16 protein-coding genes, 2 tRNA genes, 2 pseudogenes and 1 riboswitch are annotated in these 21,720 nt (G+C 43.8%); of the genes and pseudogenes, 15 read left to right on the top strand and 5 right to left on the bottom strand.

Annotation, left to right across the window (positions count from 1 at the left end):
* Nucleotides 1-5 precede the first annotated feature (5 nt).
* Nucleotides 6-2,957 carry a hybrid sensor histidine kinase/response regulator gene (locus I2G42_RS09310; RefSeq protein WP_055228223.1) on the top strand — a complete coding sequence of 984 codons (2,952 nt, stop codon included), beginning with the start codon at nucleotides 6-8 and terminating at the stop codon, nucleotides 2,955-2,957.
* A 52-nt stretch (nucleotides 2,958-3,009) separates the two neighbouring features.
* Here the strand turns inward: I2G42_RS09310 and I2G42_RS09305 are convergent, their stop codons facing one another.
* A complete protein-coding gene (locus I2G42_RS09305; protein WP_082424969.1) occupies nucleotides 3,010-4,770 on the bottom strand; it encodes a diguanylate cyclase domain-containing protein in 1,761 nt (586 codons plus the stop codon).
* A 202-nt stretch (nucleotides 4,771-4,972) separates the two neighbouring features.
* A riboswitch (cyclic di-GMP riboswitch) is annotated at nucleotides 4,973-5,048 on the top strand.
* A gap of 63 nt (nucleotides 5,049-5,111) precedes the next feature.
* On the opposite strand from I2G42_RS09305, the pseudogene I2G42_RS09300 reads away from it, so the two are divergent.
* Both I2G42_RS09300 and I2G42_RS09295 read left to right on the top strand, forming a co-directional pair.
* A pseudogene (locus I2G42_RS09300) lies at nucleotides 5,112-5,306 on the top strand (sensor histidine kinase); the annotation flags it as partial.
* Nucleotides 5,307-5,486: 180 nt separating this feature from the next.
* Complete coding sequence (locus I2G42_RS09295; RefSeq protein WP_195530990.1) at nucleotides 5,487-8,315, top strand: transporter substrate-binding domain-containing protein; 2,829 nt, start codon at nucleotides 5,487-5,489, stop codon at nucleotides 8,313-8,315.
* A 113-nt stretch (nucleotides 8,316-8,428) separates the two neighbouring features.
* Here I2G42_RS09295 and I2G42_RS09290 read toward each other — a convergent pair whose 3' ends face one another.
* The 4 genes from I2G42_RS09290 to I2G42_RS09275 form a co-directional block, all read right to left on the bottom strand.
* On the bottom strand, nucleotides 8,429-8,815 hold the full coding sequence (locus I2G42_RS09290; RefSeq protein WP_242856714.1) for an amidohydrolase family protein: 387 nt from the start codon (nucleotides 8,813-8,815) through the stop codon (nucleotides 8,429-8,431).
* Between the two features lie 240 nt (nucleotides 8,816-9,055).
* Nucleotides 9,056-10,003 (bottom strand): TlpA disulfide reductase family protein, encoded by a 948-nt coding sequence (locus tag I2G42_RS09285; RefSeq protein WP_055228227.1) that lies wholly within the window; start codon nucleotides 10,001-10,003, stop codon nucleotides 9,056-9,058.
* Between the two features lie 30 nt (nucleotides 10,004-10,033).
* Nucleotides 10,034-10,924, bottom strand: coding sequence for a 4Fe-4S binding protein (locus I2G42_RS09280; protein WP_055228228.1), 891 nt, complete (start codon nucleotides 10,922-10,924; stop codon nucleotides 10,034-10,036).
* Nucleotides 10,917-11,057 (bottom strand): CD1871A family CXXC motif-containing protein, encoded by a 141-nt coding sequence (locus I2G42_RS09275; RefSeq protein ID WP_020435933.1) that lies wholly within the window; start codon nucleotides 11,055-11,057, stop codon nucleotides 10,917-10,919. The genes I2G42_RS09280 and I2G42_RS09275 overlap by 8 nt, the downstream gene beginning before the upstream one ends.
* A gap of 45 nt (nucleotides 11,058-11,102) precedes the next feature.
* On the opposite strand from I2G42_RS09275, the pseudogene I2G42_RS09270 reads away from it, so the two are divergent.
* The 12 genes and pseudogenes from I2G42_RS09270 to I2G42_RS09215 form a co-directional block, all read left to right on the top strand.
* Nucleotides 11,103-11,531, top strand: a pseudogene (locus I2G42_RS09270) (response regulator); the annotation flags it as partial.
* Between the two features lie 262 nt (nucleotides 11,532-11,793).
* Nucleotides 11,794-11,997 carry a hypothetical protein gene (locus I2G42_RS09265; protein ID WP_147326118.1) on the top strand — a complete coding sequence of 68 codons (204 nt, stop codon included), beginning with the start codon at nucleotides 11,794-11,796 and terminating at the stop codon, nucleotides 11,995-11,997.
* Nucleotides 11,997-12,911 (top strand): ABC transporter ATP-binding protein, encoded by a 915-nt coding sequence (locus I2G42_RS09260; RefSeq protein WP_055228230.1) that lies wholly within the window; start codon nucleotides 11,997-11,999, stop codon nucleotides 12,909-12,911. The genes I2G42_RS09265 and I2G42_RS09260 overlap by 1 nt, the downstream gene beginning before the upstream one ends.
* The gene (locus I2G42_RS09255; RefSeq protein WP_195530989.1) at nucleotides 12,908-13,807 is read left to right on the top strand and encodes an ABC transporter permease; all 900 of its coding nucleotides are present in this window, start codon (nucleotides 12,908-12,910) and stop codon (nucleotides 13,805-13,807) included. Before I2G42_RS09260 ends, I2G42_RS09255 begins: the two co-directional genes overlap by 4 nt.
* A 49-nt stretch (nucleotides 13,808-13,856) precedes the next feature.
* A complete protein-coding gene (locus I2G42_RS09250; protein ID WP_167622863.1) occupies nucleotides 13,857-14,270 on the top strand; it encodes a LytTR family DNA-binding domain-containing protein in 414 nt (137 codons plus the stop codon).
* 194 nt (nucleotides 14,271-14,464) lie between these two features.
* A complete protein-coding gene (locus tag I2G42_RS09245) occupies nucleotides 14,465-15,109 on the top strand; it encodes an aldehyde dehydrogenase family protein (protein WP_082424980.1) in 645 nt (214 codons plus the stop codon).
* A gap of 102 nt (nucleotides 15,110-15,211) precedes the next feature.
* Complete coding sequence (locus tag I2G42_RS09240; RefSeq protein ID WP_055228234.1) at nucleotides 15,212-15,649, top strand: LytTR family DNA-binding domain-containing protein; 438 nt, start codon at nucleotides 15,212-15,214, stop codon at nucleotides 15,647-15,649.
* A 13-nt stretch (nucleotides 15,650-15,662) separates the two neighbouring features.
* Nucleotides 15,663-16,106 (top strand): DUF3021 family protein, encoded by a 444-nt coding sequence (locus I2G42_RS09235; RefSeq protein WP_055228235.1) that lies wholly within the window; start codon nucleotides 15,663-15,665, stop codon nucleotides 16,104-16,106.
* Between the two features lie 177 nt (nucleotides 16,107-16,283).
* A tRNA-Val gene (locus tag I2G42_RS09230) sits at nucleotides 16,284-16,356 on the top strand.
* Nucleotides 16,357-16,376: 20 nt separating this feature from the next.
* Nucleotides 16,377-16,450 (top strand) — tRNA-Met (locus tag I2G42_RS09225).
* A gap of 114 nt (nucleotides 16,451-16,564) precedes the next feature.
* Entirely contained in the window at nucleotides 16,565-17,698 is a 1,134-nt protein-coding gene (locus tag I2G42_RS09220; RefSeq protein WP_055228284.1) for an exonuclease SbcCD subunit D, read from the top strand.
* Nucleotides 17,695-21,636 carry an AAA family ATPase gene (locus I2G42_RS09215; RefSeq protein ID WP_055228236.1) on the top strand — a complete coding sequence of 1,314 codons (3,942 nt, stop codon included), beginning with the start codon at nucleotides 17,695-17,697 and terminating at the stop codon, nucleotides 21,634-21,636. Before I2G42_RS09220 ends, I2G42_RS09215 begins: the two co-directional genes overlap by 4 nt.
* Nucleotides 21,637-21,720 lie beyond the last annotated feature (84 nt).

The following is a 21,720-nucleotide window of genomic DNA, read 5'->3' as shown; positions in this document are numbered from 1 at the left end:
GAAGAATGGATATTAAGAATCATAATAAAGGCAGAAAGAAACCTGTCATGGGAAAACCATTCCAGATAGCTGTCTTTACAGCTGTTTTACTGGGAATTGTTCTGATGGTTTTCCGATATTTTGGATTTGTATCGAAAACTGTTTATGAGGAAAGTGTTTCTCATCTGACGGAAGTTTTTCATCAGTCTGATAACATGCTGAGAGAACTGACAGATAAGAATCTGACCTATCTTCATATGTGGGGTGAGAATCTGCAGAATACCTCCAGCGAAGACGAAATTCGTAATTATATAAAGAAAGCGCAGGAAGATGCCGGATTCTTAGATTTCTTTTTTCTGTCAGCTGACGGGGATTACAAGATGGCGACAGGGGAAACCGGGTACCTTGGATTACAGGAAAACATTGAAGAGGAGATCCGGCAGGGAAATGATGTGATAGCGAATGCAGCAGTTCCCGGAAAGTCTCAGCTGCTTGTTTTTGCTACTCCCAGGGCCCATGGAATTTATCAGGGATTTGAATATGATGCAATTGCCATTGCCTATGAAAACTCTGATATCGTAGATGTGCTGGACATTTCTGCTTTCAATGGAAATGCCCAGAGCTTTGTTGTTCATCCGGATGGCCGTGTTGTGGTCGATCATTCTTCTGAGTCATGGGGGAATGTGTACAATTTCTTTGGTGTTCTGAGAGAGCATTCCAATATGTCTGAAAAAGAGATCAATGAGCTTTCGGAGAAGTTTAAAGCGGGACGCACCGATGCGATGCTGGTAAATCTGGATGAAAGAAACTATTATCTGGTCTATGAAAAATCAGATATTCAGGACTGGGTATTTCTGGGACTTGTACAGGCGGATATTGTCAATGCCAGTATGAACAGTCTGCAGCGTAGTACAATGCTTCTTGTGGCTGCGGTTTTGTTCTGTATTGCCGCCTTTTTTATCGGCCTTATTATTCAAAAAAACAGAATAAGCCTTAGAAGAAAGGACACACAGATCCGGTACAGAGACGAGCTTTTTCAAAAGCTGTCAATGAATGTGGATGACGTTTTTCTGATGCTGGATGCAAAAACATATCAGGCAGACTATATAAGCCCAAATGCGGAAAAACTGCTTGGTATTACGGTAGAACAGATTCGCAAAGATATTCGTGTTCTGGGAAAACTGCATCCAGAGGAACATGAAAATCCGGAGGAAAATTATCTTGAGGAAATCCAGGTGAATGGACAAAGAGAATGGGATTTTGAATATGTTCATCAGAAAACAGGGGAAAAACGCGGGTTCCATAATATTGCAATGGGCAGTGAGGTAAATGGGAAAAAGAAATACATCCTGGTTATGTCAGACCGTACTGCTGACTGGAAAATGAATCAGGCACTTTCTGAGGCAGTCCGTGCGGCGGAGACAGCAAACAGGGCTAAGAGTACTTTCCTTTCCAATATGTCTCACGATATCCGGACACCAATGAATGCGATCATCGGCTTTACCACACTGGCTGTAAGTAATATTGATAATCAGAAAAAAGTCGGAGATTATCTGAGCAAAATCCTTTCCTCCAGTAAACATCTGCTTTCACTGATCAATGATATCCTGGATATGAGCCGGATTGAGAGTGGAAAGATCCATCTGGAAGAAACGGAGGTCAGTCTGTCGGATGTGCTTCATGATCTGAAGACCATCATTAGCGGGCAGATCCATGCAAAACAGCTGGAGCTTTATATGGATGCAATGGATGTTACCAATGAGGATGTCTATTGCGACAAGACACGTTTGAATCAGGTGCTGCTGAATCTGCTGTCCAATGCAATCAAGTTTACTCCTGCAGGCGGAACTGTATCTGTCCGGCTGAAACAGTATCCAGGGACAGTAAAAGGCAGTGAACTATACGAGATCCGGGTAAAGGATAATGGAATCGGCATGAGTCAGGAATTTGTACAGAAGATCTTTTCTCCTTTTGAGCGGGAGCGGACTTCCACTGTGAGCAGAACCCAGGGCACAGGACTTGGCATGGCCATCACCAAGAATATTGTGGATATGATGGGTGGTACTATTGAGGTCCGGACAGAGCAGGGGAAAGGCACAGAATTTATTGTCCGTCTGCCATTTCGGACTCAGCCTGAGAATCACCGTATAGAGAAGATTGCAGAGCTGGAGGGCCTTAAGGCTCTGGTTGTAGATGACGATTTTAATACCTGTGACAGTGTGACAAAGATGCTTGTGAAGGTTGGAATGCGTTCGGAATGGACACTTTCCGGTAAGGAGGCTGTTCTGCGTGCAAGGCAGTCTATGGAGCTTGGGGATGCATTCCATGCTTATATTATTGACTGGCGTCTGCCGGATATGAATGGCATTGAGGTCACCAGACAGATCCGCAGTCTTGGTGATGATACGCCGATCATTATCCTGACTGCTTATGACTGGTCAGACATCGAAGTGGAAGCCAGGGCTGCAGGGGTGACTGCATTCTGTGCGAAGCCTCTTTTTATGTCAGATATCAGAGATACCCTGATGGCTGCTATCGGCCAGAATCAGGCTGAGCAGGAGAATCCCGTTCTTCCTGAGACAAGCTCAGATTTCAGAGGCAGGTGCATACTGCTTGTGGAAGACAATGAACTGAACCGTGAAATTGCGGTGGAGATCCTTAACGAATATGGCTTCATGGTTGATACTGCAGAAAATGGGGCAGAGGCAGTGGAGAAAGTTAAGAATTCAAAGCCATGTAATTATGATCTGGTGCTGATGGATGTGCAGATGCCGGTAATGAACGGATATGAGGCCACGAAGCAGATCCGTGCCCTTAGGGATCCGGCGCTGGCGGGAATTACCATCCTTGCCATGACTGCCAATGCTTTTGACGAAGACAAAAAGAAAGCACTGGAATGTGGTATGAATGGCTTCTTATCCAAGCCAATTGTTATAGAGGAATTGATCAGTACGTTACAAAACAATCTGGTAGATTAGTAAAAAAACTGCTAAGAAGTTCGGTTCACAACTTTTTAGCAGTTTTTTTTATTTATTCGGAAAATTTATCACTGTAACGAAGATGCATATCTTCCCAATCCATGAACAATACATAAAATACTTTTCCGTATTGCTGGCTTTCTACGATTCTTCCATGATCAAGCACGGAAAGATAAGTTCCGTCAGCTTTTCGAAGATGAAAGTGAATATAGTCATTTTCATTGCCTGTGTCAATCTGTTCCCAGATGTTTGTTTCAATCTGTTGTTGTTCATCTTGTCGGATCAGATTGCGGAACCTTTTTTGAGTAAGCCTGAATAGTTCATCCATGCTCTTATAACCAGTCATATGAAGAAATTCGTGGTTTGCATAAAAGAGCTCATCATCTTCTTTGTCTGCTCTATATATAATAAATGCACCTGGAAGGTGTTCAGAGATATCCTTCAGTGCAAATCCAAGCTGTTTGCGGACTCCTGACTGGAGACCTTTTCTGTAAGCCATACATCCGTTTTTTCCATGCAGTTTTATTTCATAAAGAGCTGCATCTGCACAGCGCATAAGCTGTGAAGGGCTGGCTGCAAATGTTGGATATTCTGCATATCCGAGAGATATATAAAATGCGAGTTCTTTACCGTGATATGAAAACGTTTTTGGAAGCTTAGTGAATTGCTGCAGCTGTTTATCTGCTTCCTTAAAGGTACAATTTGGTAAAAGAATGCAGAATTCGTCACCACCATTTCTTCCAAGCAATGCATCGGATGGGAAAAAAGCTTTCATACTGTCTGCCAGACTCTTTAATGCTTTGTCTCCGTAACTATGGCCATAGATATCATTGATAAACTTAAAGTCATCAATATCAAGGAGCGCAGCCACAAAATGTGTTTGTGGATTTTTAGAAATTATTTTTTCTGCTAATTCATCAAATCCATAGCGATTATAAATATTTGTAAGAGAATCTGTGCGCGCCAGTATTTTATATTTGTTCTTGTGTTCTTTTGCTATCAGCCATACCCTGGTAAGTACTGACAGAAGAAGGCTTATAGTAAGAAACATACCACTGATAATTATCAGTAGTGTGTTATTTCTCCATCCGGTTTTAGGAGTTACCTCAAGCTTCCAGGTTCCATCCCCTACTGTAAAAGCGTAAGAAACCGGATGATCTATTTGACCATCTGACTGATAAACCACTTTATAAGTATCGCTCCAGGGAATGTCTGTTTTCAGAATTTTGTATTCATATCCAAAATTTGAAAGCGCACTGACTGTATCTGAAAAAATATCCGGAACACGCAGGATAACAATGGTAAATCCCCAGAAATACTCTTGTCCGCTTTTATCTTTCAGGTAGACTGGATTGCGGACTGCAATTCCATAACCGCCCTGTTTTAATTCGAAGGGCCCCTGCGTAATGGTTGCATGGTTATCTCTTGCATAACAGGAAATCTCTTTACGGTCTTTATCATGGAGCAGATCGATCTTACCTGCCTCATTTCCTTCAGCCGGATAAATATCTGTTACAACACCATTAGGAGCGAGCTGCACGCTTTCAATAGAATCAGACATAAGATTCCCGGCAATCGTCTCAAACTGATGGATTTCGCCATTTTCACTGATTAAGATCTGTTCCAAAGTATCTGTAATTCCAATTCCATCTGCAATTTCATTCTTTATGCGTTCACCATAGGTGGTTGCGTTTAATTGTGCCAATATGTGTCTCTGATTTTTTTCATGGGTGTCTGTTTTGTATACAATTAAACCAACAAGGCATATGCCCAGTAAAAAAATAATAAGAGGCACAAGTGTTTTTTTCTTCACTTGGTTCACCTCAGTTTATTCATTGGAGTTTTTATAATAAAGCATTATATTATAGAAGTTGAAAAACGGAATAAGTTTTTAAAAAAATGACAGTATAATGACAATATGTTTTTGGGCGTTAAAACGGTAATGTTTTTCTTGTGTACAGTAGAGTACTATAGTATAATAAAATCAGTTTTTTGCGTAAGTCTAAAAGCTATAATAAGGAAATCGGCAAACCAGATGAAAGTCTGGGACGCAAAGCTACAGGGCCTGTAAAATGGCAGCCAGTTGCATGAAATGACGTGCACTGTCTGTCTGGCAGTGCTTTTTTACGGTATTATTTCATAGACGTAACAATAATGTCGCATGATACTCGTACACCTATGAATGCAATCATTGGTATCACATCTTTGATCAGACATGATGCAGGAAATAAAGCAAAAGTTATAGAGTATGCAGATAAAATAGATATTTCATCACAGCATCTGTTGGGAATTATCAATGACGTTCTGGATATGAGCAAGATTGAGGCAGGAAAAACTGTCTTCAAGTTCAGAAGCATAAAGACCGGTGGGGGGGGGACCGAACCGCAGGTCACTGAACAGTGACAAATGGATTTGATGCGGTAGTGCAATTTTATTAAACCAGGAGGTTGACAAGGAGATGTATAGAGAAATATATTTGACAGACAGACAGACAGACAGACAGACAGACAGACAGACAGGAGATTTAATATGATTTCGAGAGCAAAGAAATATGTGGCAGTATTACTGGCTTTTGTATGCGTGTGTATGATATTTTCTCCCCAGACTGCATATGCAGCCGAGGACAGTTCGCAGCATGAAACTGTCAAAGTCGGTTTCTTTGCCATGGATGGTTATCATGTGATGGATGAAGAAGGCAACCGCAGTGGGTATGGCTATGATTTTCTTCGGCTGATGGCCCGTTATTGGGATGTAGATTACGAATATGTCGGATATGATAAGAGCTGGGATGATATGCAGCAGATGCTTGAAGATGGCGAGATTGATATAGTAACATCTCCCCGCAAAACACCGGAAAGAGAAGAAAAGTTTGATTTTTCACGTCCGATCGGAACCAATAATGGGATTCTGACCGTCCGCAGTGACAACAGCACGATTGTGGATGGCAATTACAGTACTTACAACGGTATGCGTGTGGCGTTTTTGAATGGAAGCTCCGAGATAAAGAGTTTTGCGGATTTTGCAGGCAACAAAGGATTTACATATGATCCATTTTATTTTGATACGACAGCAGAGATGGAGGAAGCTCTTCAGAGTGGAAATGTTGATGCTATTGCTGCTAGTTCTCTGAGAAAAACAAACAATGAGCGTATCGTGGATAAATTTGACAGCAGCGATTTCTATGTCATGGTTAAAAAAGGTAATACAGAATTGCTGAATGAGATCAATTATGCAATCGACCAGATGAATGCAGTTGAGGGTGACTGGAAAACGACACTTTATAATAAAAATTATGAAAGCATCGAAACTAAGAATCTGGAATATACGGAGAAAGAAAAAAGTATTATTTCACAGTATTCCAAGGACAACCCGCTTCATGTTCTGTGTGATCCGACCCGTTATCCATATTCTTATAATGAAAATGGTGAGATGAAGGGTATTATCCCGGATTACTTCCGGAAAATTGCAGACTATGCCGGGATTTCCTATGAGTTTCTTACACCTGCCACCAGAGATGAGTATATTGCTTATCAGAAAAATAAGGAAACCACAGATATGAGCATCGATGCGCGCCTGGAAACAGATAACTATGCTGAGACGAAAAAATGGGGGATTACTGCACCTTTCATTACGATGCAGCTGGCAAGGGTGACACGGCGTGACTTTGATGGAAAAATTAATGTTGTTACTACTGTTGACCAGACAGCATCAAATTCCATTGAAGATGCAATGGCACCCGGTGCAGAAAAACTGATGTGCAGTACCCGACAGGAAATGATGGAAGCTGTCCGTGAGGGTAAAGCAGATGCTGCCTTCGTCTACTATTACATGGCACAGGCGTTTGTGAACAGTGACACTACGGGCACCATGACATATACTCTGCTGGAACAGCCTACATTCACCTACCGCATGGTAATTTCATCAACTGAGAACCATGCGCTGGCTGGTATTCTGACGAAAGCAATGTATGCCATGCCCCAAAATCTTGTTGAAGATCTTGCAGCACAGTATACCACATACAAAGCAACAGAGCTTACACTTGTTGACTGGATCCGTCTGCATCCTGTTGTTACTGTTTGGGTTCTTCTTATTTTTGGATGGCTGCTGACTGCTATGGCTGGGACAATGGTGCGTCTCAGTGCAAGAAAAAAAGCTCAGAAGGCGGCCCAGGAGAAAGCTGAGGAAATGGCGGAACTGGCAGAGCATGCACAGGCTGCAAACAAGGCAAAAACAGCATTTCTGTCACATATGTCCCATGATATGAGGACACCGATGAATGCAATCATAGGATTTACCGGTATTGCAATGAAAAACAATCCGTCAGACGAAGTGAAAAATTGTCTGGAAAAGATTGACGAAAGCTCAGAGCATTTACTGTCGCTGATCAATGATGTATTAGATCTGACCCGCATCGAAAGTGGAAAAGTGAAATACAATCCGGTACCGGCGGATGTGAAAAACATTACAGATTCTGCATTGGATATTATAAAAGGCTTTCTTACGAACAGGGATATCAACTTTAAGATTCAGCGTGAAGATGCAAAGATTCCGAATGTACTTGCGGATCCTGCACGCCTGCGCGATGTGCTGGTCAATATTCTGAGCAATGCCGTAAAATACACTCCGGATGGAGGAACGATTACATTTGAAGCCCGGTGTCAGGAGAAGGGCGGGGATGGATATATAAATATGCGTTACCGCATTTCGGATACTGGTATTGGCATGAGTGAGGAATTTACAAAAGAAGTTTTTGAGGAATTTGCACAGGAAGATTCCGATGTGAGAACGCAGTACCATGGAGTTGGACTGGGGATGGCTATCGTAAAGAAGTATGTAGATATGATGGGTGGAACCATTTCCGTGCAGAGTAAAAAGCATGAGGGAACCACATTTGTTGTGGATATTCCTTTGGAAATTACAGATAAGGAATGTAATAAGTCAGACACAGGTTTTTCTGAAAAGGTAAATCTTACAGGTGTGAATGTCCTTCTTGCAGAGGATAATGAACTGAATGCAGAGATTGCTGCCGTGCAGTTGGAAGAGTTCGGGATGAATGTAGAAAGAGCTGTAGATGGAAAGAATGCTGTTGAGATTTTCAGAAATCATCCGGAAGGCACATTTGATGTAATCCTGATGGATATCATGATGCCTGAAATGAATGGTTATGAAGCGGTAAAAGCAATCAGGGCAATGAATGACAGACCGGATGGAAAAAACATTCCTATTATAGCAATGACAGCTAATTCATTTGCAGAAGATGTTCAGGCATCACTGGATGCAGGAATGAACGCACATTTGTCAAAGCCGATTGTGATTGATGAAGTTATAAAAACGATTATAAGGTATGTATATCATTGATTAGCAGAGGTTCATGAATTAGTGGAATACAATTGACAGGAGGACCAAAATATGACAATGCGAGAGTGCTATGAAGCTATTGGAGGAAACTATGAAGCTGTCCTGGGACGCCTTCACAGCGAAGTGTTACCAAACCGGATTTTCAGCTCTCCTGGTACGCCCTTTTCTTTTGCCTCCAGGACACCGCCCGTGATCATCAGCTTGATCAGATCAACATTTTCCCGCTTTGCTTCTTCTACGTGAGCAACTGCAGCATCGATGTTTTCTGCGGCAATTGCAACAGAACCCGCCATATGACCGCCCGGTACAGAAATTCCTTCGTTTGCCGCAAGGATTCTCGGGCCGATTTTCTTTCCGGACGCAATTCCATCCCGCAGCCGTGTATCAAACGTGCCAAGACCGCCTACGGTTCGGATGGTAGTGACGCCGCTTAGCAGCTCTGTTTTTGCAAAGCCTGCCACCGTGCGGTAGGCAGTGGCACGGGAAAGCCCGGTGCTCATCAGGGTTTTGACCAGTTTTTCATTGTCCCGCTGTTTTTTCTACGGTTTTCCGTTTCCGGCAAGGTGCACATGCATGTTAATAAGTCCCGGCATGATGTACTTTCCGGCAAGATCTACTTCCGTATAACCCGAAAGATCAGAACCATTCGGGACAAGGCCGGTGATTTTTTTTCTATTAATGATGTTAGGGGGCAGTTACTGCAAACAGTAACTGCCCCCTAACTAGGATATTTATGTAAATTATTTCTGGTCCAGTACGGACTGAATCTGCTTCATCAGCTGATCGTAGTTTGACTGATCGTCAATGCCACCCATGAAAGGTTCCCCAACGATATTTCCGTCTTTATCTACAAGAACGGTTGTAGGAAATGCCATGATGTTTCCTTTTCCAGCATAGTTTCCAACTGTTGAATTAGAATCGAAAGTCAGGTTCTTGTAGGAAGCGCCCTGAGCTTTCAGGATTTCTTTTGCCTCTTTGATTCCGGCTTCATTGTTGTCTAAAGTATCCATGTTGATACCAACAACTTCGCCACCCATTTCTTTGAGTTTCTCATTTAATTCATTCAGCTTAGAGAGCTCTCCGACACATGGCTTGCATCCACTGAACCAGAAATTTACAACTGTAACTTTATTTTTAGCGAAAAGACTGTCATCTACATCGTTTCCATCCAGATCTTTTCCTTTGAAACCTTTGAATACAGCTGTGGATTCGTCTGATTTGGAGGAAGAGCTGTCAGAGGAATCGGATGCAGCAATCTCCTTCTCAAGCTTGGCAATTTCTTCTTCAATTCCGCGGATTGTCTCGATGTCTTTGCACAGAGTTTCATATTCTTCTTCAGAGAAAGAGTCTTTGTTAGATTCCACTGTGCTTGCGAGGGAATCAGCATAGTTTTCGCTCATGGCATCACCGGCAGCGTTCTTGTTCATAAGACCAAAGGCTTTGTCCCATGCATCTTTGTGATCAACAAAAAGCTGGTTTTCCTGCTGGTAAAGGTCATTCCGTTTTTCGTTCAGCTCGTCTGCGCTGCCCGTTTCTGTTGTGGAAGAAGATTCCTGTTTTGTGTTTGTATTGTCTGTTGAGGAGGAATTTCCGCAGCCTGTAAACGCAAAAAGTACAGAAATGGCAAGGGATGCAGCAATTACCGTTTTTAATTTCATTGAGTTTGTTCTAAGTGTTTTGTTTTTCATGATTTTAAATCTCCTTTAAATTACGTTTTATTAGTTTTTATTTTCAGCCTGTTTCTTAGTTGAAAATCCGTAATGATAGCAGATTGCATCAGTTGGACAGGCTTTCATACATTCTCCGCATCGGATACACTCCGGATGGTTTGGTGTGTCTACTACATTGACATCCATCTTACAGACACGACTACATTTCTGGCAGCCAACACATTTCTCATGATCAACCTGAATCTTAAGAAAAGATACCTTGTTAAACAGTGAGTAAATAGCACCCAGCGGGCAGATCCATTTACAAAATGGACGGTAAAACAAGATGCTCAGGATGATGAAAAGCGCAAGGATTGTGAACTTAAATGTAAATAAATGTCCGAGTGCGGCACGGATTCCTGAGTTGGCAAGTGCCAGCGGAATTGCGCCTTCAAGTACGCCCTGTGGGCAAATGTATTTGCAGAAGAAAGGATCTCCCATACCAAGTGAATTGGTTACAAATGCCGGAAGTAGTATAACAAAGACGACCAGAATCACATATTTCAGATACCGCAGAGGCTTCAGTTTTGCGGTGGAAAGTTTCTTGCCCGGAATCTTATGCAGCAGATCCTGGAACCATCCAAACGGACAGAGGAATCCACAGATAAACCGCCCTAACAGAACACCTAACAGGATGAAAAATCCGGTGATGTAGTAGGTAAATTTGAATTTTGAAGAACCGACCACGGCTTGAAAAGCTCCAATCGGACAGGCACCTGTGGCGGCAGGACAAGAGTAACAGTTTAGTCCCGGGACGCACATCGTTTTTACATTTCCCTGATAAATTTTCCCTTTAAACAGATTCGGGATGTGAATGTTGGTCAGCAGTGTAGCAGCTGCCTGAATCCATCCGCGGAAGCGGGCCAGAAAGTTTTTGTTTGATTTCATTTTCTTATCCAATTCCTACACACTCCATACATAATTTTATTGCCTTGCTAAGAACAACCGCTGCTTCTCCGCGGAAGATCCCGACAAGGAAAAACACCAGACCGGCTGCAAGTAAAAGAATCTGTGTTGCTTTTTCAGATTTCATTAAAATACTCCTTTCAATGTTCAAAGTCCGTTTATTGACCTTTCGATGTTTGCATTGTACAATAGAGGGTGTAAAATTCCTGTTAAGAAAATGGAGAAAAATAAATTGAGATTATTAGTTGTTGAAGATGAGAAGAAATTATGTGATATGATTGCGAAAAGTCTGCACCAGGCAGGTTATGAGGTAGACACGTGTAATGACGGAGAGGAAGCACTAGATATGATCTATGCGGAAATGTATGATTTGATCGTGCTTGATCTTAACCTTCCGGGGATGGATGTGATGGATATTCTCCGGGAACTTCGAAAGGAAAATGAAGAGACAAAGGTATTGATTCTGTCTGCGAGAAGTCAGATCGCTGATAAGGTTGACGGTCTTGATGCGGGGACAAATGATTATATGGAAAAACCATTTCATCTGCAAGAGCTGGAAGCCCGTGTGCGAAGTCTGACAAGAAGAAAGTTTGTACAAAAGTATTAAGATAAGCGGGAATTCATGACGTGGAGTTTCAAGTGATTAAAAAATTTATGAAAATGAATAAGTGGAAAGTTGCATGTCCATTGACATGGCTTTCCACTTATTTTTATGAATTCCTATGCGCCAGACGAGCAGACAACAGAAATTGGCATCTTACCCGCGAATTTCTGCATTTCACATCATGCAGACTGGACGAATGCTGTAAAATCATATATAAAAGAAATAGGAATAACTGGGGGTGAGATGGATGAAATGTGAGGTGGAACAGATTGATCCAAAGCAGGAAGAACATGTTATGGTATATTGCCACAACAGGGAAGCATCCTGGGTGCAGAATGTTCGGGAAGCTGTATTTGGACAAACATCGGTATGTGGATATAAAAATCACGTTTTGTATCAATTGAAATTGTCTGATATTTTTTATGTGGAACAGCAAAGAAATCAAAGGAGAGGGCAGGCGTAATGGAAACAGATATGATTAAAATCACTCATTTAAAGAAAAGCTTTGGTGATGTAAAAGCAGTCAATGATCTGAGTTTTCAGGTGAAAAAAGGAGAGCTCTTTGCATTCCTTGGTGTAAACGGGGCAGGGAAGAGCACAACGATTTCGATCATCTGCGGGCAGCTTCGCAAAGACAGCGGAACGGTTCAGATCCAGGGCACAGATCTGGATAAGATCGGAAGGAAAGTTGGAACAATGCTTGGCGTGGTATTTCAGGACAGTGTGCTGGACAAGCCACTTACCGTCAGGGAAAATCTGAAAAACAGAGCAGCGCTTTATGGAATAACAGGAAAAGCGTTTGAAAAAAGATTGCGGGAACTGGTGGAGATTTTTGATTTCGGAGATTATCTGAACCGGCCGGTCGGAAAACTGTCCGGCGGACAGAGAAGAAGAATTGATATTGCAAGAGCCTTGCTGCATCGGCCCGAACTTCTGATTTTAGATGAACCAACGACAGGACTTGACCCACAGACGCGGCTTTTGATCTGGGATATCATTGAAAAACTTCGAGTGGAAGAAAAGCTGACAGTTTTTCTGACTACGCACTACATGGAAGAAGCTGCAAATGCCGGTTATGTGGTGATTCTGGATAAAGGAAGCATCGTGGCAGAAGGAACTCCTTTTGAGCTGAAAAATGAGTATGTGCAGGACACTATGTCTGTTTATGGTGTGACAGAAGAAGAAATCAAAACACTGGGCAGAGAGTATAAAAAGATCCGGGATGGCTATCAGTTAAAAGTAAAAAATACCGCAGAGGCTACCCGGCTGATCGTGGAACATCAGGAAATATTCCGTGATTATGAAGTGGTAAAGGGCAGAATGGATGATGTATTTCTTGCTGTAACCGGAAAAACATTGGGAGGTGAGCACAGATGAAGGCAGTATTTGCACTTATAAGTCGAAACAGAAAATTGTTTTTTAAAGACAGAGGAATGTTTTTTTCAGCTTTAATTACTCCGGGAATTCTGATTTTGCTGTATGCTACATTTCTGGCAAACGTATACAGAGATTCCTTTGTGTCCGCGATCCCGGACATGATTACAATCTCAGACAAACTGATCGATGGAACGGTGGCCGCACAGCTTGCCGCGGCTCTTCTGGCAGTCAGCTGTGTGACTGTGACATTCTGCGTGAATCTTACGATGGTACAGGACCGGGCAAACGGAACAAGGAAAGATTTTAATGTATCGCCAATCAGCAAAGCACAGCTTTATCTTGGGTATTTTTTATCTACTGTAGTCAATTCCCTGCTGGTGAATGGGCTTGCGCTGGTATTATGCCTTGGCTATATGTACAAAATGGGCTGGTATATGAGCGCTGTAGATGTACTATGGGTTCTTCTCGATGAAATTTTACTGGTACTCTTTGGAAGCACGTTGTCAAGCATCGTCAGTTTTCCACTGACAACCCAGGGTCAGTTATCCGCAGTGGGAACGATCGTAAGTGCCGGGTATGGATTTTTATGCGGAGCTTACATGCCGATTTCAAATTTCGGCAGCGGCCTGCAGAAAGTACTGTCGTATCTGCCAAGTACCTACGGAACTTCTCTGCTGAAAAATCATATGCTCTGTGGAATCTTCGAAGAGATGGAGAACAATCAGCTGCCAGAAGAAATGATTACTGCGATTCGTGATACACTGGATTGTAACCCGAAGTTCCAGGGGTCTGTAGTAAGTGTAAATCAGATGGTGATGCTTATGGTGGGATGTGTTGTGGTATTTGGAATTATTTTTTTGTGCATGACAGCTCTTCCGGAGAAAGATGGGAAGTAAATATATCCTTCGACTATAGAATGAATAAAAAATGAGAAAAGAGACAGTTATGAATATTACAGAAAGAGAGATCGATGACCCGGAAAAAGAGGGCGTTATACTCGAATATGTAAATTTTACGAAAGAATTTGCAGAAATAAAAGAGTATGTAAGAAGCAAAGGGGAATCTATCCGGGGATACACAGAAAAGAAAGAATGTGTTTCCATAAGAACAGAAGATATTTTATATTTCGAGGAAGTGGAAAACAAGGTGTTTGCTTATACGTCAAATGAGTTTTATGAAATTAAAAGCAGACTGTATCAGCTGGAAGAGAAAATAATAAGAAAATGTATGAAGCGTGCATCAAAGACAACGATTGTAAATGCAGATCGTATTGTTTCGGTTCGTACCGCATTAAATGGGCGTTTGTATGTGCGGATGGAAAACGAGGAAGAAATTCTGTTTTCGTTAATGCCATTGTAGCATATCGAGATTTCCGCTTCAATCGGATCTTTTCTATAATAAGGACAAGAAGTTCACAGAGATATCTGTTCCAGAGCGTGTTCGAAAAAGGCTTTTCGTAGTCTGCACGCCTCGGCAGATGTATTCACGGCACCTGGAAAGAAAACATCAGATCCAGAGGGAAGAGAATGGAAAAACTTGAAAAGGAGAATGGAATGGAAAAATTAATGCTCGAAACACTTATGGAACAGCAAAGAGAGTATTTTGCATCTGGAGCCACATTGCCCGTGAAGGTGCGGATGGAGGCTTTGAGCAGATTGGAAAAGGCCTTGCAAAAACAGGAGCAGATCCTCTGCAAAGCGCTGCATACGGATCTTGGAAAGAGCAAGACGGAGAGTGTGATGTGTGAGATTGGACTGGTGCAGGGGGAAATCCGCTGGATGAAGCAGCACTTAGGGCGGCTTTGCAGAACAAAACATGTCAGAACACCGCTGGCGCAGTTCGCTGCAAAAAGTTATCAAAGCCCTTCTCCTTATGGCAATGTGCTGATTATGAGCCCGTGGAATTACCCTGTTCTGCTGACGTTAGAACCGCTGGTAGATGCCATTGCGGCAGGAAATACTGCGGTGGTAAAACCAAGTGCTTATGCACCGGCTAGTGCAAATGCCCTGAAAGATCTGTTAGAAGAATGTTTTCCACCGGAATATGTTACCGTTGTTTTAGGCGGACGGGAGGAAAATCAGGTACTTTTACAGGAAAAATTTGATAAGATTTTTTTCACAGGAAGCGCAGCATCGTGGATAAAAAGACATGGATGGATTTTCCGATCCGCTATCAGCCGTATACAGCAAAAAAGTTGAAACTGATTCGAAAATTTTTATACAGCATACCATACAAGGGATAGACATCTCCAAGAAAATCCGATATAAAAGAGGATAGGGAAAAGAAAAGAGGGGACTAATGTGAAGATAACGATCATCAATCCATTTCCGGACGAAGAGGAAGAAATCATCATCAAATGCCGTGTGCTGACGGAGGACATCAACCATCTGATCTGCAAACTGAAAAACGGGGATCGGAAAATTACGGGATACGATGCAAAAGGAATTACTCTTCTGGCACTTCCGGATATTTTTTATTTTGAGGCAACGGACAATAAGGTTTTTGCCTATGGACAAAAGAATGTTTATGAAGTTAAAGAAAAACTGTATCAGTTAGAAGAACAGCTGGTGTCTTTTCCATTTATGCGGGCCTCCAAATCCATGATTCTAAATCTGGACAAAATCCGGCATTTGTCGCCTGCTTTTGGCGGCAGATTTGAAGCGTTACTCGAAAATGAGGAAAAAGTGGTTATTTCCCGGCAGTATGTGCCGGTTCTGAAAGAACGACTGGGATTGTAGGGAGGCGAAAACAATGATGAATAAAATAAAAATTCTTGCAAATATTTTTTCGAAAATTACCGTGTGCGTTCTGCTTGCGTCCGCGATCTATATTACTGTGATGTGCGGTCTGGATGCCCAGATCAGTGTCATGATTCTCTGGCAGATTCTTCTGGTTTCCGCTGTATGCTCCATTCCGATTCTGATGTACCCGGATGAGGAAGGAAAAGAAGTATCCAAACAGGGCATGATTGCACGGCAGATCATCTATTTTATCTATGTCAATTGTGCTGCCCTGGGACTTGGCAGAGCGTTCGGATGGTTTTACTTCAGCAAAGCTAAAATGGTCGTGCTGATGGAGGTTTTGATTATTGGAGTTTATGTTACGGTGAATCTGATCGTATATGTAAATGACCATATGGTGGCGGAAAGCATGAACCAGAAACTGGAAGAGATGAGAAAGCGGAAAGATGCATAGAAAAAATAACTTTGGATAGTTAAAGACAGCGTATGCCGGAAGGACATGAAATCGCTGGTATTGTAGAAACAAAAGAAAAAATTTGAAAAATTTCAAAAAATATCGTTGACAAACAGAACAAAGCGTGCTAATATACATATTGTCAGCAGGACGTAAGAACTGCTAGAAAACAGATATGGGGTCTTAGCTCAGCTGGGAGAGCATCTGCCTTACAAGCAGAGGGTCACAGGTTCGAGCCCTGTAGGCCCCATACTTCTAAAAATATAGTATGGCGAGATAGCTCAGTTGGCTAGAGCACGCGGTTCATACCCGCGGTGTCGAGGGTTCGAATCCCCCTCTCGCTACGAAAGAGAGAGCTCCTGCGAAAGCAGGGGCTTTTGTTGTTTTACGTTCGGAGGGGGCTGCCAGTGGCGGGCCCTGCAGATTACAATACCATGGAAAATGACAGGGAGGCGCTTATGAAATTATTCCACTTATCCGATCTCCACATCGGAAAGCGAGTCAATGAATTTTCGATGATCGAGGATCAGAAGTACATTTTGTCGCAGATTCTGCATGCTGCAAAAAGAGAGAGACCAGATGGCGTACTGCTTTCCGGAGATATTTACGACAGTACGATTCCAAGTGCAGAAGCGGTTCAGGTTTTTGATGCGTTTCTGACAGAGCTTTCCACCAATCGGATTCCCACTTTTATCATCAGTGGAAACCATGATTCCGCCGAGCGTCTGGCATTTGGATCCAGCCTGATGGGAAAAAGCGGGATCTATTTTTCAAAGGTATACAATGGAACGATAGAGAAAATTCCGCTGCAGGATGCGTATGGCACGGTGTGGATTCATCTGCTTCCGTTTTTACGGCCTGCGGTGGTGCGTCATGCCCTGCCGGAGCGTGCGGAAGAAGTAATGTGTACAGCGGATGCAGTTCGGATTGCACTGGAACAGGATCTGGTTGATGAACAGGATCGAAATGTGATTCTGGCCCACCAGTTCGTAACCGGGGCAAAACGATGTGATGCAGAAGAACTGCAGGTTGGCGACTTGGATCAGATTCCGGCAGAATTGTTTGAAAAGTTTGATTATGCTGCACTGGGGCACATCCACAGCCCACAGAAGGTGGAAAGAGATACGGTTCGCTATTGCGGTTCGCCGCTGAAATATTCTTTTTCGGAAGCAGGACAGGAAAAAACGATTACGGTGATCGAATTAAAAGAAAAAGGAACGGTGGAGCTTAGAACAATTCCATTAAAGCCCTTGCACGATCTCAGGAAAATCCGGGGGACGTATCTGGAAGTCACGGCAAAAACATTTTATGAGAACAGCGACTGCGAGGATTACCTTCTGGTGACGTTGACGGATGAAGAAGATGTGCCGGATGGAATGGCAAAACTCCGAACGATCTATCCGAACCTGATGCGCCTGGAGTACGATAACAAAAGAACCCGGTCTGCTGCAGACATTGGCACGGCGGAACGAGTGGAGGAAAAATCAGAACTGGAACTGTTCCGGGAATTTTATGAATTACAGAATAATCAGAGCATGACCGCACAGCAGAAAGCGCTGGTGGAAGAATTGTTACGGGGGATGAAGGCATGAAACCAAAGAAATTAGTCATCAGTGCATTCGGACCGTATGCGGACCGGATGGAACTTGATTTTGACCGGCTTGGCGGCGGTCTGTATCTGATTACGGGGGACACCGGCGCGGGAAAAACAACGATTTTTGATGCCATCACGTTTGCGCTTTACGGGGAAGCGAGCGGTGAAATCCGGAAAGGCGAAATGTTCCGCAGTAAGTATGCAAAACCGGAGGTGCGTACCTTCGTAGAGCTTACGTTTACGTATCAGGGAAAGGACTATACGGTAAAGAGAAACCCGGAATATCTGCGCCCGAAGGACCGCGGACAGGGCATGACGATGGAGAAAGCGAATGCAGAACTGATTTTTCCGGATGAGCGGCAGCCGGTTACGAAAACTTCGGAAGTGACAAAGAAAGTGACAGAACTTCTCGGGCTGGATCAGCGTCAGTTCCGACAGATTGCGATGATTGCGCAGGGAGATTTCCAGAAGCTTCTGCTGACAGGAACAGCGGATCGGAGTGAAATTTTCCGGAAAATGTTTCACACAGAGATTTATCAGGAGCTGCAGAAGCGTCTGCGGGAAGCAGCAAAGGAGCGCTGGAAAATATACGATGAAAAGAAACGCAGCATCAGCCAGTATCTGGACAATGTTGTCTGCCCGGAAGAGGCAGAATGGAAAAAAGAGTTTGACCGGCTGAAGAAAAATAAATTCGACGGCCAGGTTATGCGCGGTATGGAACTGCTTGCACGCTGCATCGAATGGGACGATGAGAAATTAAAGGCGCTGCAAGACGAGCAGAGTACGCTAAATGAAGAGATCGAAAAGAAAAACCAGCTTTTGGGAAAAATAAAAGAGCGACAGACGAGACAAAAAGAGAAAGAGCAGAAAGAAAAAGAATGGGAGACTCTGCTTCCGAAGGAAGAAGAAAAGAAAAAGAGAAGTGAGCAGGCAGAGAAAGAGGCAGAGATTTGTAAGCAGTTGGAAGAGCGGATTCGGGAAGAAAAAGTGTGTCTGGAACTGCTGCGAAAAGTGCAGCAGGAGCAAAGTGCAATGACACAGCTGCAAAAGGAACTGCAGGCAGCAACAGAAGCAAAAGAACAGCTTCAGACAGAGCAGGAGCGTGCAAAAAAAGTCCTGGAACAGAAGAAAGCACGGGAAGAACGTCTCTCTGATGCGGAGGTGAAACTTGCACGGACGGAACAAAAAGAAGCGTATGCCGCAGAGCAGATACAGCAGATGGAAGCATACTGCGAGACAATTGCAGGCGCAGTCAAAGAGGAAACGGCAAACAAAGAAGAGGAAAGCGTTCTTTGTAAAAAAATAAAAGAAACAGAGGAGACAGCGGCCAGGGCAGCCGAAGAGGCAGAAAGGCTGGCCGGGCAGGATCAGGTCTGCGAAAAACTGCTGGATGAAAAGAAAAATCTGGAACAGAAAATCCACACTTTAGAAGAAACGAAAAAACAGCTGGAGAGAACGACGGCTGAAAGGACGCAGATTGCCGCGCAGGTGACACAACTGCGAAAGGAAGAAGAGAACTTACAGGCGGATATCGCGACAACGGCAGAACATCTGGCCGAAAGAGACGGAGCCGCGCTGCTGCAGGAAAAATACCACCAGAAGCTGGAAACGCTGGAAAATCTGCTGGAAAGCTGGGAGCAGGGACGCAAAGAACTGGAAGAAAAGCAAGGTGCATACCAGCGTGAAATCAAAAAGAGAGATGCTTTACGGGAAACATATCAGGCGATGGAATCTTTATTTCTGGATGCACAGGCGGGAATTCTGGCAGAAAAACTGACAGAGGGAGAACCATGCCCGGTCTGCGGCGCTATTCATCATCCGCAGCCTGCCAGACGAGCAGAACATACGCCAGATAAAGAAACGCTGGATCACAAGAAAGAAGAACTTCGGATGCAGGAGGAAGCAGCTGCGGGACAAAGCGAGGCTGCGGGCAGCTGCCGCAGACAGGTAAAGGAAAAACGTGCACAGCTAACGGAATGGCTGTTAAGAGAACTGCCCGAGAGTCAGAAAGAACACGAACAGAAGCGACTTTCACAGATGCCGGATGTTTTATTTCAACAGGAAGCGGTCGAGAAGGCAGAGCAGCTTCGGAAGGAAGAAGAAACACAGAAAGTACGTCAGATGGAATATGCGGAACTGGAAAAAAGACAGACAGAACGGCAGAAAAGACTGGAAAGCATAAAAAAGACCATTGCAGCGGAACAGACACAGCTTGGCCGGGCAGAAGGAACCAAAAGAGCACTGGAAGAACAGTTGGAAAAAGAAATTGCGGAGGCGCAAAAAACGACTGCTTTTATGGAGAAAAAGAATCCTGCGCAAAGAAAGGGTCCGGGGGAGAGCGAGGACAGAAAATCCCTGGCTGATCAGATTGCCCAGGTGATTTCCTTCCGGAAAAACAGACAGAAACAGTGTGAGGGAGAGATTGCTGCCACGCGGGCAAAGGTGAGCCGCCGTGCAGAATGTATCGCACGGCAGAAAAAAGCGGAAGCTGAGCGGAAAGAGGATCATGAGCGGCTGCAGAAGGTGCGGAGCCGTCTTGAAGTACTGCAAAGCGATCGGAAGAGATGGAAGGAACAAGAAGAGAAACTGCTGGAAAATCTGGAAGAGCAGAGAGCGATCTGGGCAGAACAGGATCAGCAGAAAACAGGAGCGAAATCCGAAGGCAAGCCTAGAGAAGGGAAGGAGCAGCTGAAGGATCTGGTAAGTGCAGAAACGGTGAAAAAACAGATAAATGAATTTACGGGATCGGAAATCGCAGAAAAACTTGCAGATGCAGAAAGAGAACTGTGGATTCGGTCTGTATGGGAACAGCACTGGCTGAAACAAAAGCGAAAAGAACTGACAGAACAGAAACAATGTATTCTTGCAGAACAGGAGGAACTGAAAAAGATCCGACAGGAAATCCAGGAGGAAACACAGAAAACGGAGCAAAGAGAACAGGAAATTCGCAAAAAAGAGCTGCGGGAAACGGAACAAAAGGCTGAAAGAAAAGCACTGCTGGAAAGGATCCGGGAAAAAGAGGCGCAGCTTGCGGGAAAAGAAGAAACAGAACTTCTGGAACATATTGCAGCCTGGGAAGCACAGAAAGAACGGCTGGAAGAAGCACAGAAAACAGCAAAAGAGGAACTGGATGCCATACAGAAAAAACTGATGGAAGTACAGGCGGCGCTTACGGCGATTCAGGCGTTAGAAACAGCGGATTCACAGGAACAGCCACTCCCGTCAGAAATAGAATTACAGGAAGATTTAAGGGGACTTTCCGAACAGAAACAGGTTCTGGATCAGCGTTATAACGAGCAGTATCACGCGGCAAATACGAATCAGAACACATATGATGCCATTCGGAATCAGCAAAGTCAGATGCAGACCGTGGAAGAAGAGTACAAATGGGTCAATGCGCTTGCGGATACCGCATGTGGAAATGTGAGCGGAAAGCAAAAGATTGAACTGGAAACGTATGTGCAGATGGCGTATTTTGACCGGATTCTGCGAAAAGCCAATGTGCGTTTCCTGACGATGAGCCAGGGACAGTATGAGCTGAAACGGCAGGAAGACGGCACGAATAAGAAAGAAAAAGCCGGATTGGAACTGAATGTGATTGACCATTATAACGGAACGGAGCGGAGTGTCCGCACGCTCTCCGGCGGCGAATCGTTTCAGGCATCGCTTTCGCTGGCACTTGGCCTGTCAGATGAAATTCAGTCGTATGCAGGAGGAATCCGGTTAGATTCCATGTTTGTGGACGAAGGTTTTGGTTCTCTCGATGAAGAGTCCCTGAATCAGGCGGTGAAAGCACTGGAAGGTCTGGCGGATGGAAACTGTCTGGTCGGAATTATTTCTCATGTGCCCAAGTTAAAAGAGCGGATTGAGAAAAAAATCATTGTGACGAAAAATCGAAGCCGGGATGGTGTAGGAAGCCGGGCAGTGATCGAGTAGACCACACAGGAGATGATTGGGATTCGAGAGAATTCCTTGTCAGAAAGTACGGAAAATGCTATAATGGATCCGTTGGGCAAAAAA

It is taken from the genome of Fusicatenibacter saccharivorans (assembly GCF_015557635.1).
GTDB lineage: Bacteria > Bacillota > Clostridia > Lachnospirales > Lachnospiraceae > Fusicatenibacter > Fusicatenibacter saccharivorans.
The sequence above is the reverse complement of the archived record's forward strand: the minus strand, read 5'-3'. Positions and strand labels throughout refer to the sequence as shown.

Bases quoted from the DNA above. Each gene is read 5' to 3' on its own strand.
- I2G42_RS09310 (WP_055228223.1), top strand. From the start codon at position 6: ATGGATATTAAGAATCATAATAAAGGCAGAAAGAAACCTGTCATGGGA.
- I2G42_RS09295 (WP_195530990.1), top strand. From the start codon at position 5,487: ATGATTTCGAGAGCAAAGAAATATGTGGCAGTATTACTGGCTTTTGTA.
- I2G42_RS09290 (WP_242856714.1), bottom strand. From the start codon at position 8,815: ATGAGCACCGGGCTTTCCCGTGCCACTGCCTACCGCACGGTGGCAGGC.
- I2G42_RS09285 (WP_055228227.1), bottom strand. From the start codon at position 10,003: ATGAAAAACAAAACACTTAGAACAAACTCAATGAAATTAAAAACGGTA.
- I2G42_RS09275 (WP_020435933.1), bottom strand. From the start codon at position 11,057: ATGAAATCTGAAAAAGCAACACAGATTCTTTTACTTGCAGCCGGTCTG.
- I2G42_RS09260 (WP_055228230.1), top strand. From the start codon at position 11,997: ATGGAAACAGATATGATTAAAATCACTCATTTAAAGAAAAGCTTTGGT.
- I2G42_RS09255 (WP_195530989.1), top strand. From the start codon at position 12,908: ATGAAGGCAGTATTTGCACTTATAAGTCGAAACAGAAAATTGTTTTTT.
- I2G42_RS09250 (WP_167622863.1), top strand. From the start codon at position 13,857: ATGAATATTACAGAAAGAGAGATCGATGACCCGGAAAAAGAGGGCGTT.
- I2G42_RS09245 (WP_082424980.1), top strand. From the start codon at position 14,465: ATGGAAAAATTAATGCTCGAAACACTTATGGAACAGCAAAGAGAGTAT.
- I2G42_RS09235 (WP_055228235.1), top strand. From the start codon at position 15,663: ATGATGAATAAAATAAAAATTCTTGCAAATATTTTTTCGAAAATTACC.
- I2G42_RS09220 (WP_055228284.1), top strand. From the start codon at position 16,565: ATGAAATTATTCCACTTATCCGATCTCCACATCGGAAAGCGAGTCAAT.
- I2G42_RS09215 (WP_055228236.1), top strand. From the start codon at position 17,695: ATGAAACCAAAGAAATTAGTCATCAGTGCATTCGGACCGTATGCGGAC.